Origin of the sequence: Adhaeribacter pallidiroseus, assembly GCF_003340495.1 — a bacterium.
GTDB classification, from domain to species: domain Bacteria; phylum Bacteroidota; class Bacteroidia; order Cytophagales; family Hymenobacteraceae; genus Adhaeribacter; species Adhaeribacter pallidiroseus.
In genome coordinates, this window is record NZ_QASA01000001.1 from 1,538,249 (window position 1) to 1,552,322 (window position 14,074).

Here is a 14,074-nt window from a genome sequence, read left to right on the forward strand (position 1 = left end):
ATCCTTAAAGTTGGGGTACTAACTTAATTTAAGAATTCGAGGTTAAGGAAATTTGTTGGTACAAATCGGCTGGTTTAACCGCAGTGGTAATTACCTGAAGGTCCTGCAAGGTGGATATAACCGTTTGCAGCATTTCTTCGGATACGGGTTCACCGGTAGACCAGCGGGTGCTTTTAAACCAGGCTACCGCATCTTCTGGTTGCAATTTAAATTTTTCTACCACCACATCTACCGATTGGGGATTGGTCATGAAGCGCTGGCAAGTATGATTGATAATGGTTAATACTTTCTGAATGGCTGGTTGTTGCTTTTGTAATACTTCCTTGCGAACCGCAATTACAAAACAAGGCCAGGGCGTCAGCGTTTCACCCACCCGCCGGAATTCACCGCTATCCACGAGGGGTTTTGTCATAAACTTTTCCCACATAAAGGCATCCGCTTCGTTGTTTTTAAAAGCTTGCCGGGCACCATCTAAATTGCCCACCAAAACTAGTTCCTGCGCCTGCGGGTTCCAGCCGCGTTGGGTAGCATCCACAAAAGCCATCAGGTGCGAACCGGAACCCATCCGGCTCACCGCGTATCGCTTGCCGTGCAAATCTTCGGGCATTTGATAAGCAGCATTAGCGGGTACGTGAATGCCCCAGATGAGCGGCGACTCAACATACACTTGTACAATTTTACTTTCGTTGCCATTGGCAATATCAGCTACAATGCCTTCCGTTAACAAAACCGCAATGTCTATAGTACCATGGCGTAAATCTTTCGCCATGGCGCCGGTACCGCCTGGATAATCGGTCCAGGTTAAATTAATATTCTCGGCCTGAAACAAGCCTTGTTCTATGGCCTGGTGCCAGGGAATATTAAAATGTTCGGGTACGCCGCCAATGCGTAAATGAGTGGTTTCCTGCATAGTTTTTTTAAATTTTTGATAGGTTGCCAGCTTGTATACTGTTTCGAGCTAGGCGGGTTTATTTAATTAAGGTCGGAGAATCATTTTAATCGGAAATTAAAGCTATAGATAAACGTTTAGTGTAGCCTTCAAATATCTTTTAAAAAAAGATGTTCGCATAGCAATAGTAGTTGCTTATTTGCTAATTGAAGTTGTTTCATTGCTCAAGTCTTGGTTCTTTTTGTCTTGATACAAAAAGAACCAAAAAAAATCAAGACGCTAAATACCCGCGGAACAACAGAACAGTTTAGGTCAGTCTCTGCACCGGGCTTAAGCTGTTTGTTGCATAAATGGTTCGATAAATAATAATTGCGATAGCTAGTAATTGACCGTTTTAAATGATTATCGAAATCTAATATCCAATCATTCTTCCAGCAACCCGGGTTGCGCCGGCGTGGTTTCGGGTTCCAGTTCCGACTCCCGGATAAAATTTGTATCAATGGTTTTGGTAGTGCGGGCGCCGAGTACTTTTAATTGCTGTACTTTCCGGATTAAGTTGCCTTTGCCTTCGGTGAGTTTGTTCATGGCGGCTACGTAACTGGTCTGGCTGCTTTCGATGCTCTTACCAATGGCTTTTAAATCTTCCACAAAATTGGCGAATTTATCGTAGAGTAATCCACTTTCCCGGGCAATCTTCAACACGTTGTTTTTTTGACTTTCCTGTTTCCAGACGCCTTCTACGGTGCGCAGGGTAGCCAGCAGGGTAGAGGTGGTTACAAACACAATATTGTAATTTAAGGCTTCAATAAACAATTCCCGGTCGTGTTGCATAGCCAAATTAAAAGCCGGTTCAATGGAAATAAACATCAGCACAAAGTCGGGGGAGTTAACGCCGATGAGCTGGTGGTATTCTTTTTTGCTTAAATCCAGAAAGTGCGTCCGGATGGATTGTACATGGCTGTTTAAATGCGCCAGTTGTACAGTTTCGTCGTCACAGTTGCAATAAGCGTCGTAAGCGGTTAAGGAAACTTTCGAATCGATGATAAGATGTTTATCGCCGGGTAAATTAACGATGACATCGGGGCGATACAGTTTATGATCGTCGTTGCGGAGCACTACTTCACGGCGGTAATGCTCGTCTTTCTTTAAACCCGATTTTTCCAGCAGCACTTCGAGCAAATACTCGCCCCAGTTGCCCTGCGTTTTACGTTCGCCTTTTAAGGCCCGGGTTAAGTTAATGGCATCCTGACTCATTTGCTGGTTGAGCTGGGCCAGCATGGTTATTTGTTCTTTTAGAGCGGTATTTTCCTTCAGGCTTTTCTCGTAGGTTGTATCTACTTTCGTCTCGAATTCCTTGATGCGTTCTTTTAAAGGGGCTAGAATGGTTTCCAGGTTTTCGGCCGATGCTTTTTTAAAATGTTCGGCATTATTTACTAAAACCTGGTTCGATACACTCGAAAACTGCTGCAAGAAACTACTCCGGAGCGCTTCCATTTCTAACTTCTGGTCTTCTAATTTATGCTTTAAATGATAGAGATCGGTTTCGGTTTTCGTTAACTCGGATTGCAGGCCCAAAATAGTGTTAGTTTCATGACGTAATTGGTCTTTAAGTTGCGCTATTTCGGTATTTTTTTCCTGCACCTGTGTTTGCCAAACCTGTTGCTCTACTATTGCTTGGTTTACTTGCTGTTGAGCGGCATTTTGCTTGGTTTTTAAAGCCAGGTACGCGCCGATTAAACCCACCAGAAAACCCGTGATCGCCAATATTATTTCCATCCCTTGAATTTACGATTATTTGGGTTTGGTAACAAATTGTGCGGGTAGTAAGTGCCTTTTGGGGTGGCTATGCCTACTGGTTTAGCTTAGATTATGTTCATCAGCATTATAGATTTCATATTTTGAATAAAACGTACTTAAACCGTTGTTCTATGGAGCCGGTTCCCGTCTCCATGCTCAGGTGCTATCTAACTTGATCAGTAACCCGTTTGCCTCCTGGCCGGCGGGCCTCGTTTGGCTCTTCCGGGCGGGTCTAAGCTTGTTTTGTTCGTGCCTCACAATGCCTCGTGCCTCGGTACCACAACCAAAGGTTCGCAGAACCCAGAAGGCCCTCCTGAGCCAAACTGATGTCGTTTATGCTTAGCTACCGTTACTGAGCAGTAGAATTCCGCAGTGGGGAGATAAAAGAAGAAAATAGGAATAGCCACATCTCCTCCCCTGTTTTTAGGGGAGGTCCCGCAGGGGGAGGGGTTAAACGAGACAAGCTTGAAACCAGCAAACCAGATAGCACCAGCACTTGGAGGCTCGAAAAGGCTCCAACGAACTACCGTATGAGGAATAAGCCAACTACTTAAACTGCATAAAAAAAGCTGCCACAAGGCAGCCAGATTTATCGAAATTATTAATTAAAATAAATTACTCCGTTTCCAGAATCATTTGCGACCCATCGGCAGCTTGCAATTTCAACTCGTCATCGGTTAAATTTAAAACCTGAAAGTTTTCGGTTAAATCCGAACCTACAAACTGCAACGATAAGCTTTTTGCCATAGCATCGTAGGTCCATTTACCGGAAGCGTTTTGCGTGGGCGAACGCATGCTGAACGAACCGTTGGCGAAAAATTGAATCTCCTGTTGTTTTTCTTCTTTGGTTACTTTGTCTTTTTCGCCGGAAGCGGTAGTTTCTTTTTCGGTTTTCCAGACTTTACTATCGGCGCCGGTGAGCATGCCGGCATTACCTACCGTATCCTTTTTCTGGCAGCCAGCGCCAAAAAGCAGCAGGGTAAAGCTCAACAGCATCAGGTAATTTTTTAGTTTAGCAAGTTTCATAGTTATGTAGTTAAATTGGGTTAGCGAGTATCTCGTAATACTTTAGTTTTTGAATATTACGTCAGAATCAGGATTAAGTTAAAAGCTAGTTGTTAATTTAACCTTTATCTCTCCTGAAGTAAGCTACGGCGGCAAGTTGCCGCTAGAATAATTCTAAACCAAGCTATATTTTTAAATTGTAAGCTGTTTACCACCACCCGAAAAGCTGCTGGTAAACAAATAACTAGGCTGACTTAGATGGTGACGCTAGGAAGTAAATAAATTAAAAATTTTATATTTTTTAAAAATATTAGAATTCTCCTGACCATAGATTAAGGGTTTAATAGTTAGTAAGTTAATGCAAATAATGGATACCGTATTAACTTCTCAGGTATAGAACATATTTTAGATGAGTAGCGTATGTTGAATACACGGGCTATCCATGCGATTTGCCTTTTTCATTTAGAACTTTATACCAGCTATTTAAAACTATGGGACTTTTTGATTTTTTAAAAAAAGGGGAGGAAAAACCGGCGCAGCCGAAAGCCGATCCTGCTAAAAACGCTTTTAATGTACCGCCAACCGGCAACCAGGCACAAGCCAATAACCGCCAACCCGCGCAACCAGTAGCTACACCAGCCACCCCGCAGAAAGAATATTACACCGTAAAAAGCGGCGATTCCCTTTCTAAAATTGCGAAAGAATTATACGGCGACGCGCAGCAATGGCACAAGATTCACCAGGCGAACCTGGACCAGATTAAAGATCCGAACCTGATTCATCCGGGTCAAAAACTGGTGATACCGCGGTAGCCGAGAACATAAAAATTTAAAAAATTAAATGATGATAAAGAAAAGCAGCTCTGAAACCGGAGCTGCTTTTCTTTTTACAAAAATTTTAAAAATTAACGGGCGCAGATGCCCCGGTAAATGCAGTACTGGCAAACTTCCAGATCATGCGTTTTCCGGATGGGGATAGCGGGGTTGAGCATGTCCTGCACAAAAGCGCTCAGGTATTCTTCGGAATGCTGAATGTATTCGTTAATGGACTCCGGCTTATTTTCGGAAAAAGCAATATCGGAGGTCATAAATCCGGCGTTTAAATTCCGGAAAGAAATAATACCCGCTTCTATTTCCGGCTGAAATAAGGAGTTATCCAGACTGCCTTCGGATTGCATTTTCTTGGCGATTAGATAACGATACAGCCAGAGTTGCCGCACTTTCTCGTACTTGCGGTTGGTGAGTAAGTTTTCCGCGACGTGTTCTTGTTTTATTTTTAAATCGGCGGCGTTTACCAGGCCGGTTTTGTAATCAATTACCCGCGTGGCTTTAGCCGTGCGATCTATGCGGTCGGCTTTACCGGCTATTTTTACCTGAATTACTTCATCATCCAAGTTTACCTCCAACACGGTTTCCAGCACTTGTTCCAGGCTGATGATGCGCAACGGCAAATCCGGCGACTCGGCTTGTTTTTTCAGGTACGTTTCGAGGACCTGGGTAGCCACTTTCAGGAGTAAATAGTTCATGCCTTGCTCCGGCACGTTACCCAAAGTGCCGGTTTTAAAAGCCAGTTGTACCCGCTGCGGCAGTACCGCCCGCATGCGGTCGATGTCTTGAGCCGTAACTAGTAAGTTCTTCTCCCGGAAAGGTTTAAAATAATCTTCCAGTACTTTGTGCACGATATTCCCGAACTGATCCGCCCCAATTTTTTCTTCGATGTCGTCGGTTTCTTTCAGGCCGGCAATTTTGTTGAAATAATACTGCAGCGAACAGTTAATGTACATGTTCAGGTGGGAGGGGTATAAACCTTTCTGCAATGCTTTTTTGAGGCTGGCCAGTACTTGTTCGTCTTTCTGAATAACAATATCGGGTTCGTAGGTTTTGCTTTCGTGTTGCTCTACCGCGGCGGTTAATTCCCGGAAAGTTATGTTGGGGTTGGCCGGAACCAGATGGTGCTGCAATTGCAGAATAAACCGGCTTTTCTCGCCGGAACCGTACGTATCGGAAGGTAAAATGTACAGCAGGTTTATGCGTTTGGCCCGTTGCAGCAAGCGGTAAAAATAATACGAGGTGATGCTTTCCTGTTCAGCGTAGGTGGGCAATCCAAAGGTTTTCAGCACGTCGTAGGGCATCAGCGATTTGTGGCTCTTGGGCTGGGGCAACACGTTTTCGTTAACCGACAGAATAATTAAATTTTCAAAATCCAGCGCCCGCGTCTCCAGAAATCCCATTACCTGAATATCCGAAATCGGTTCACCGCTAAACGGCAAGCGGGTTTGGGCAATGTTTTCGTATAGGAATTTTTTAAAACTGCGCACCGAAATGCGTTGTTCCCGGCAATCAAAAATAGAATCCAGTCGCTTGACCAGTGTATAAAATATATACAGATACTCGGTTTCGATGGGGTTCTCGGCCTGAAACTGGTACACTTGCTTCAGCAAATCAATTAGGTTGTAAAAAGAAGCAATAATATCGTCGCAGTTGCGCCAGGTCCGGAATAAGGCTTTAAAAATCGGGTGTTCTTTGCCCGCGTCAATCAACTCTTTCGCCGAAACCAGTACTTTGTTTTGCGTGATGATATCGGCCAGAACCTGGGAAATTAAATTTTGCTCGGCCGCGTCTTCGGTTACGGTATTGTAATATTGCTCGTAGCGCCGGATAAACGGGTGACTCAGAATTTTCTGAACGGTGAGGTAATGGTACCGATTTACTTTGTAGCCGGCATCGTTGGGTTGAATCACGCCGGTTAAATGCAGCTCGAACAGTAAATCAATCAGGTTGTAGAGTGGCGTGCCTTTAAAAGTAAGCCCCATGGTCACGTTGTAATCCGGTATAGCCTCGCTGATGGAGTGCAGCACCGGCAGCAGCATGGTTTCGTCGGGCAGAATAATGGCGACCTGCGCCTGCGGGTTTTCCTGCCGGATTTGCTGCAGTAACTGGCCGGCTACTTTGCCCTGCATGCTGGCGTTGGCTACCGCAATGGCGTTAATTTCTTTGGTGCTGGTGAGTAAGTGGTTTTGCTGCCATTTCCAGTCGGGGAGCTGCCATTGTTTTTTGTATTTTTTTAAAAAATACCCGGCCCGGTTTTGGGTTTGCTCATCCATGTAAAATTCATCCGAATCGAACAATACCTCGGCTTTGTGTTCTTTTAATAGGGTGCGAATAATAATTTGCTCCGAACGGCTCAGGGCATTCAGGCCGACAAAGATAAACTGGTGGCAGGTAGTTTTTTGCACCATATCCAGTACATTTTCGGCCACGTGCCGGTACGCCATCCCGATGTAAGCCTGCTTTTCGGCCTTCAATTTTTTCTTCAGCCGGGTGTAAGCTTCCTGCAAATTGTCCCAGAGCTTAAAATACTTCTTCAGCATCGGTGAAATATCAAAACCGGCGCGTTTGGGATCCCAGCGTTCCAAGGCTTTGGCCTCACTCAAATACTCGAACAATTTGTTGGTATTAACTACTTCCTGGTCCATGCGGCTGAAATCTTCCAGCAAGGTATTCGCCCAGGTAACGTACTGGTCGAACTCAATATTCGGGTCCAGTTCCTGCATGATATCGAACAAATCCAATTGCAGGTGAATGGGTTCCAGCACTTCTACCCGGGCCAGCCGGGTAACAAAATCTTCCATCGACGACACCTCCGGCGACCAAATGCCTTCGGTAGCCACCTGGGCCAAGGCATTTTTAAAATAAATGCTGGCCCGCCGCGTGGGTAAAATCACGCAGATCTGGCTGATGTTTTCGGCGTGTTGACGGTAAATAGACTCGGCTGCCTGGTGCAGGAAGGTTTGCATGTACGAAGATTCTGTGGAAGCTTTTGCTTAAGTTATCAAAGTTAAAAATATTTTAACCGCTCTGTTTTTCTTTTATAGGTAAATGGGGGCTCTTGGCAGAAAGATGCTATCTGGGGTAAACGGATGGTTTATTTTTAATATAAAAATCGGTAGATCTTAACTCCTGCTGTAACAAAATTTGGTTGGCTGCACCGGTTTTGCTACTAACCATTGCTTTAAACTTTCCTCTTGGCGCAAAGTATCATTTTTTTGACGCTATTCGCTAGCACTGCTCCGCCACTAGCAAAGTAATTTTGCTGTATAAAACATCTAACTAAATCCCTATGAAACAATTATCTAACTACAAACAAATGGTCGGCCTCGTAACCGTTTTGGCCGGTGTTTTATCTGCTGCCTGTCTAGTGCTGGGTGCTTATGCCGTGGAATACAATTTTGAAGCCTTTTCCGATCCAACCCTCGTCCTGAATTATGCCCATAACTACCGGGCAGCCTACTGGTTTCTGATCTTGGACATGGCGGGCTATTATTTATTATTACTGCCCGTAATTTTTTACCTGCACCAGCAGTATAAATTTCATTCTCCCTGGGTGCCGCTTTTTACTTTTTCCGGTTTAGCCTATGTGCTGGTAGGTGCTATCGGCGCGGGTATCCTGGCCGCTGCCTGGCCAACGTTAATGCAACAATACGAATCGGCTCCAAAAGTGAACCAGGATTTTCTGGAACCACTCTTCGCGACGGTTACCAACATGGTTACCGTAGGACTATGGAATATACTGGAAGTGCTCTTTGCCGCCACCTGGTGGATTGGATTCGGCATGTTACTGCGCCGGGATAACAAGGTAATTGGTTTACTGGCTATAGTGGCGGGGGTGGCTTGTCTGCTCGATTCGGTAGGAACTATGTTTGGCGCTAAATTACTGGCAGAGGTAGGAGTAAATGTATACCTCGTTATGGGTATAATATGGCCGATAGTTTTGGGAATACACCTCCTGCGCCAATCGTTGAACCAGGCTACTAGGCAACCGGTGAAAGCTAACGCTTTAGAAACAAAGGCTGAACTTTATGTCTAAAGTTAAAAAGATAAGCCGGTGGCTTGGTATCATATTGGGGGTTCTATTGCTGCTAATTTTGGTGGGTTACGGGTTTATCTACCTGAGCACGGAACAGCGGATGAACCGAAAATACAGTTTTTCCGAACCTGCTTTAATTATTCCCACCGACTCTGTTGCCATTGTAAAAGGTAAGCATTTGTACCAGATTCGGAGTTGTGCAGATTGTCATGGACCCAATTTGGCAGGAGGCGTTTTTATGAATAGTGCCCTGCTGATGCAATTATCCGCCCCAAACCTGACCAAAGGACCGGGTGGATTACCTCCTGATTTTACGACGCAGGATTGGCTGCGCGTGTTGCGGCACGGCGTGGACAAAAACGGACGTTCGCTCTGGATGATGCCGGCGCACGAAAGTACCGGACTGAGCCAGGAAGATATGGCCAGCCTGATTGCTTACTGCCAAAGCGTTCCGCCAGTAGTCAGTGCCGGAAAAAAGCGGCGGCAAATGGGGCCGCTCGGTCGGGTAGTCTTGCAGCTAAACCAGGTAGCTGTTTTACCGGCCGAACGCATCAATCACCAGGTACCCATGGCGGCCAGCGCCCCCAAAGACGTTACGGCTTACGGACAATACCTGGCTACGGTATGCCAGGGTTGCCACCGACCCAACATGAAGGGCGGAGCACCGCTGGCACCAGGCTTTCCACCCGTGCCCGATATCAGTGCTACCGGAGTTCAGCAACAATGGAGTGAGGCACAATTTATTTCCACTATCCGCCAGGGAAAAACGCCGGCTGGTAAATTATTACGCCAGGAGTTTATGCCCTGGCAGAATATGCAACATTTTACGGATGAAGAATTAAGCGCTATCCGGAGCTATTTAGTAAGCCTGAAATAATTTACAGCAGAGCTGGTCTCGCAGCTTCATTCTGGTAAGTTTTGGGTGTTTTGCCGGTCCATTGCCGGAAGGCCCGCTGAAAAGCGGCCGGGTCGGAATAGCCTAGCCGGTCGGCAATTTCAGAAATGTTTAAGTTTTTAGAAGACAATAGATTGCGGGCCAGTTCTTCTTTTGCTAAATCGCTTAAGGCCCGGAAACTGCTGTTTTCCTCCTGCAGTTTCCGTTGCAAGGTACGCGGCGTGAGATGTATCCGGTCGGCTACTTCTTCCAGGGTGGGGAAAGCAAAGCGGCTTTGCTCCAAAATAATAGTCCGAACCTGGTGGATGAAGGGCAGCCCTTGGTCTTCCTGAAGCTTTTGTTCCAGCAGTTTTTTAAAAACAAGGTTTAGTTCCCGGTTATACCCGATTACGCTGCGTTGTAAATCTTGCTTCGCAAAAGTAAGGGCATTACAGGGTTGGCTGAACAAAGGCCGGCATTTAAGAATTCGTTCATGCTCCCGGGTATCAGCAAAGCGAGGATAACGGTATTGCGCCCGGAGCGGTTGTAGTTGCAAGCCCGTGAGCAGACGAAGAATATGCAAGGCGCCGGCAAAAGCAATATCCACGCTTTGCCGCGCCGTTTCCGGCGAAAGAGCATTCCAGAGAGGTATGGGCTCACCTATATACATAACTTCTTCGCCGGTCTGTTCAATGCCGAAATAATAAATACGACTAAAAGAACTTGTAAATTGCTGTAAATGCTGCAGGGCAGTTAACAAATCTTTGCTGCTTTCCATTAAATAGCCGGTAATGCCCAAAATGCTGACGGTTGTTCGTTCGCCGATATGCAATCCCAGGTTGGGGTCGCCGGAAAGCTGCAAAGCCGCATCCATGAGCGCGCAATTTTGCTCCAGCGAAAGCTTCATTTCCGGGTTGTCCAGGTCGGCCGGGGTAATACCACCCCGCGAACAAATCTGTTGCCGGGCTTCTGGCTGACAGGTGGCTCCCAAAACAATATTCCGTAAGATGGGCATGCTTACCCATAGTGTTTGCATTAGTAGTTGGGCTTTTTAATGGATAGCATTATAAATATAAAAAATTTTAAGTTACTAAGTAGTTGGTCGTTTTTAGTTGTTCGTTGTTAGATCGTTAATAAATTAATAATCAATTACTTAAACTCAGGTTTTTATCAACTTAATTTTGTCCTGTTACTTAATTTAAAATTTTGGGTTTGAGGGAATTCTCCTTTAATTATTTTAAATTTTTTTATGCCCTGCTTTTTTAGATTATAATTGAAAAAAAATACCCACCACCATGTTAGACCTTGCCCCCATTACCCGGATTTTAAGAGCGAAAGCAGGTTCTCAGCTTTTAGTAGCCGGTACGCATTATTTACCGGTTTTTGAAGAGTTAAGCCGAGGCGCATTGTTCCTACCGGAATTGCAGGAGCGGCTACATCTAAAAGAACGGCCCGCCCTGGTTTTGTTTCCGGCTTTGTGTGCCATGGGATTGATAGAACATGATGCAGTCGGTAAACTGAAACTGACCGAAACCGGTAAATATTTAACCGCCGCTAACGCCACCAACCTGCTGGGTTATGTTGGTTTGGAAAAAGATGATCCGGGGGTCATAAAAATGGCAGAATGGTTGCAACATGATGGACCGGAAAATACGCAACAAGGGTTTTCGTATGTAAAAGATGAAGGAGCACCTTCGCCGATGGATGAAGCGGAAACCGCCCGGTTTTTTACTATGGCTTTAGCCGGAAGAGCTAAGTTTCTTTCCCCGATTGTGGCAAATAAAATTACCAAACACCCCGGGCTGTTACTGGATGTAGCCGGCGGCACGGGTTACTATACTTATGAATGGTTGCGGGCTAACCCAACCTCCCAGGCCATTGTTCTCGACCGACCCGAAGTGCTGAAAGTAGCCGCCGAACTATTCGAGGAATTCTGCCAGGACCATCCGGCGGAGGCCACTTCTTTAAAAAACCGGTTAACCTTTATGCCCGGCGATATGCTGACCGATAGACTTCCGGAAGCCGATGTTTTGCTGGCGGCCAGTTTGTTTCATGACTGGCCCGTAGAAACTTGCGAAAAGTTGGCAGTGAAATTTGCTAAAAGTCTTAAACCGGGCGGCTTCTTCTGGGTGCATGATGCTTTTTTAAATGATACCTTGGATGGACCTATAGCCGTAACGGATTATTCGGCGATGCTTTTTTTAGGAACCAAAGGCCGTTGTTACTGCAGAAAAGAGTACCGCAACTGGTTTACAAAAGCTGGCTTAATACCAACCACCGAGGAAGTACCTACTTTGATGGATTACGGGCTGATAGCGGCCATAAAGCCGGAATAAGCCACATGATAATATAACCCAAAACTGATTAATGTTTTTGGCGTGTTTACTGTAAATGAACTCGGCCGCCTGGAAAAGCAATGGTTATATGTATTTTGCTGCTTGTACAATTAATTTTTAATTTCCAAGTTAACTTAATTAAGATAGACAACAGTTTTTATACTTCTTACCACTTTTACAAGGGCACTTGTCATTACGTCCAATTTTTTTCTGATTACTTGTTGTAAATGGTAAGTTATTTTTGCCTCTTAAATTCTGAAACTTTGGCATGTCACTTATAATCTCATCCATTTTTCTAGATTGAACCCATTCATAATTTAAATTGACTCCAAATTTTATTTTTTGAAATATTGGATCAATACATATTCCAAACCAAGAGTTTGCTTTTTGAGCATACTTCCTTCTTTCACAATGTGAATTTAAGCGGGGCATTGATATTGAAGGATGATCATTGTTGCAATGAATAGTCAATCCAGAATTCAAGTCATCAAATCCAAGGGTAAAATCATGGTTGTGACTATCTTCACTACATAATTTTAATATGTAAGAAAAACCTTTATTCAAATTTTGGATAGTTTCACCACTTAAAGAAAGCAATAGAAAACCCAAATCTAAAATAGATGGATGATCTAGATTATTAATCTCCTTAATTAATTGGTTAAATACCGTTCCTTTATAGTCAGTTAATATACCTTTTGGGGTATCTAAACCCGGAGCTCCATCGCGTCTAGTAAGCATTGCAAGATCAAGACCAGCACCTATATCATCCTCAAGATACATCATGGAAGTTTCTCCATCCAACCATAAGTTCTTACTTAAATGGTACGAAAGAATTGTTAATTCATGAGAAGAATAAAATCTATCACCGTAAAATGTACGTCTATTTATATAGCTTAAGAAATATAAGGGTGACTGCAACATTTCTGTCATAACATCAAGCAAGAATACGTCCATTACAAATGGTGACTTTATAATCTCCGTTTCTCGAAATTTTAAAAATTGTCTTGCCTGAAAGGAAAGAGCTGGATAATGGTCTGAAACAACACAAAAAGGGTATATTTCTTTAAAACCCCTTTGAATATTCAATTCATTACCACTTTTATCAATCAATTTATAATTTGAATCAAGGATTAATGTTGAACATAAAAAAGCTTGATCATACGAATCCTGAATTGCTTTTTGAAAATCTTCTTGTAATTTATTATTATTTCCTTTGCGTGCTGCTATTGTGAGTTTTTTCGATTTTGCCTGTAAAATAATAGCCCTATTTGCAAAAACTACTAATACATCAATTTCGCCAGCCCAATTCTTTTTAGAAGTATAAATATCGATATTTAAAAACACTCTTTCTTCTCCAAACACTAATTTTAAACGTTCTGTAGTAAACGATTCCGCAAAATCACCCCTGTGCTGCATTGCTGTAGGCCGATATTTTTTATCATCGTTTAACCAAAAGAAAGGAGTTTCATATAATGCCTGCACTAGGTCATAATTTTGAAACAATAAATATTCTTCATCTGGGAGTTTGATAATTGGATATGCATTTTTAGGATTAAAATCATCTAAAGAGTTAAAATTATATGATTCAGTTGTAGATACAAATGACTCTATAACTGCATAAGTAATCTCTGTTTCGATGTTTGCTGCTTTGCTAACCTCAGCAATAGTAAATTTGTAAGCTGGAAGTAAATCCCATTGTTCTAGTTTATTTATAACAAGACTAAGTGCTACATAATTTATTTTTACATTTTGAAGTGACTGAATAGATGCAATTACTTCTGTAGCTTGTTGAATTGTAAATCCTTTGGTTTCTTGAAACCAACTATCATCTTTTTGGTACTTTAATTTAAAGAAGTCTCTATATTGAGATTGATATACTCCTTCTCCGCTATAAAAAATTGGTTCTCTTAGAAATAAACCATTTTTAAATGGGTTAAAATTTAGATCCTCTAAATTTTCAGGGTTAAAAGAAATTCGTGCTGGTGCCATCATCGATTGATGAAGTTCATCCAGCAATGTATCTGTTCTATCAATGTAGTTTTGTATTACATCAGGATAAGGAAGTTCTGTATTGAGTCTATTTTTGCAAGTGAGACCTATCAACGTAGATATTTCTGTTCTTATTAATCTTGTAGGGTTAAATTGCTGCAACACATCTTTTACAGTCATTGAATCACCATGTTTTATTGTATTATCTCTAAAACATAAGTATGCAATTGCATGTACATATCCCGGAGAAGAACATAATTCTGCCAATTCTGAAAAAACTTCTGATTCTTCTCTGATTTTCTTTTTCATAATTAGTAA

The 14,074-nt window shown here is 43.2% G+C and carries 10 protein-coding genes; 4 read left to right on the forward strand and 6 right to left on the reverse strand.

The window, feature by feature from the left end; all coding sequences use genetic code 11:
- Positions 1–28: 28 nt before the first annotated feature.
- From AHMF7616_RS05975 to AHMF7616_RS05985, 3 genes are all read right to left on the reverse strand, one after another.
- Complete coding sequence (locus AHMF7616_RS05975) at positions 29–910, reverse strand: substrate-binding domain-containing protein (protein WP_115372055.1); 882 nt, start codon at positions 908–910, stop codon at positions 29–31.
- Between the two features lie 402 nt (positions 911–1,312).
- On the reverse strand, positions 1,313–2,665 hold the full coding sequence (rmuC, locus tag AHMF7616_RS05980) for a DNA recombination protein RmuC (protein WP_115372056.1): 1,353 nt from the start codon (positions 2,663–2,665) through the stop codon (positions 1,313–1,315).
- 636 nt (positions 2,666–3,301) lie between these two features.
- Positions 3,302–3,712, reverse strand: a complete 411-nt coding sequence (locus tag AHMF7616_RS05985; RefSeq protein WP_115372057.1) for a lipocalin family protein — start codon at positions 3,710–3,712, stop codon at positions 3,302–3,304.
- A gap of 470 nt (positions 3,713–4,182) precedes the next feature.
- Between AHMF7616_RS05985 and AHMF7616_RS05990 the strand changes: the two genes are divergently transcribed.
- Positions 4,183–4,503: a LysM peptidoglycan-binding domain-containing protein gene (locus tag AHMF7616_RS05990; protein ID WP_115372058.1), complete on the forward strand. Its 321-nt coding sequence runs from the start codon at positions 4,183–4,185 to the stop codon at positions 4,501–4,503.
- A 92-nt stretch (positions 4,504–4,595) separates the two neighbouring features.
- Here the strand turns inward: AHMF7616_RS05990 and AHMF7616_RS05995 are convergent, their stop codons facing one another.
- On the reverse strand, positions 4,596–7,487 hold the full coding sequence (locus tag AHMF7616_RS05995) for a PD-(D/E)XK nuclease family protein (protein WP_115372059.1): 2,892 nt from the start codon (positions 7,485–7,487) through the stop codon (positions 4,596–4,598).
- A gap of 323 nt (positions 7,488–7,810) precedes the next feature.
- Here AHMF7616_RS05995 and AHMF7616_RS06000 point away from each other — a divergent pair, with 323 nt between their 5' ends.
- Both AHMF7616_RS06000 and AHMF7616_RS06005 read left to right on the forward strand, forming a co-directional pair.
- On the forward strand, positions 7,811–8,557 hold the full coding sequence (locus AHMF7616_RS06000; RefSeq protein ID WP_115372060.1) for a hypothetical protein: 747 nt from the start codon (positions 7,811–7,813) through the stop codon (positions 8,555–8,557).
- Positions 8,550–9,434 carry a c-type cytochrome gene (locus tag AHMF7616_RS06005; RefSeq protein ID WP_115372061.1) on the forward strand — a complete coding sequence of 295 codons (885 nt, stop codon included), beginning with the start codon at positions 8,550–8,552 and terminating at the stop codon, positions 9,432–9,434. Before AHMF7616_RS06000 ends, AHMF7616_RS06005 begins: the two co-directional genes overlap by 8 nt.
- 1 nt (position 9,435) lies before the next feature.
- Here AHMF7616_RS06005 and AHMF7616_RS06010 read toward each other — a convergent pair whose 3' ends face one another.
- Positions 9,436–10,467 (reverse strand): AraC family transcriptional regulator, encoded by a 1,032-nt coding sequence (locus AHMF7616_RS06010; RefSeq protein WP_115372062.1) that lies wholly within the window; start codon positions 10,465–10,467, stop codon positions 9,436–9,438.
- Positions 10,468–10,726: 259 nt separating this feature from the next.
- On the opposite strand from AHMF7616_RS06010, the gene AHMF7616_RS06015 reads away from it, so the two are divergent.
- Positions 10,727–11,767, forward strand: a complete 1,041-nt coding sequence (locus AHMF7616_RS06015; RefSeq protein WP_115372063.1) for a methyltransferase — start codon at positions 10,727–10,729, stop codon at positions 11,765–11,767.
- Positions 11,768–11,905: 138 nt separating this feature from the next.
- Here AHMF7616_RS06015 and AHMF7616_RS06020 read toward each other — a convergent pair whose 3' ends face one another.
- Entirely contained in the window at positions 11,906–14,065 is a 2,160-nt protein-coding gene (locus AHMF7616_RS06020; protein ID WP_115372064.1) for an SEC-C metal-binding domain-containing protein, read from the reverse strand.
- Between the last annotated feature and the right edge of the window lie 9 nt (positions 14,066–14,074).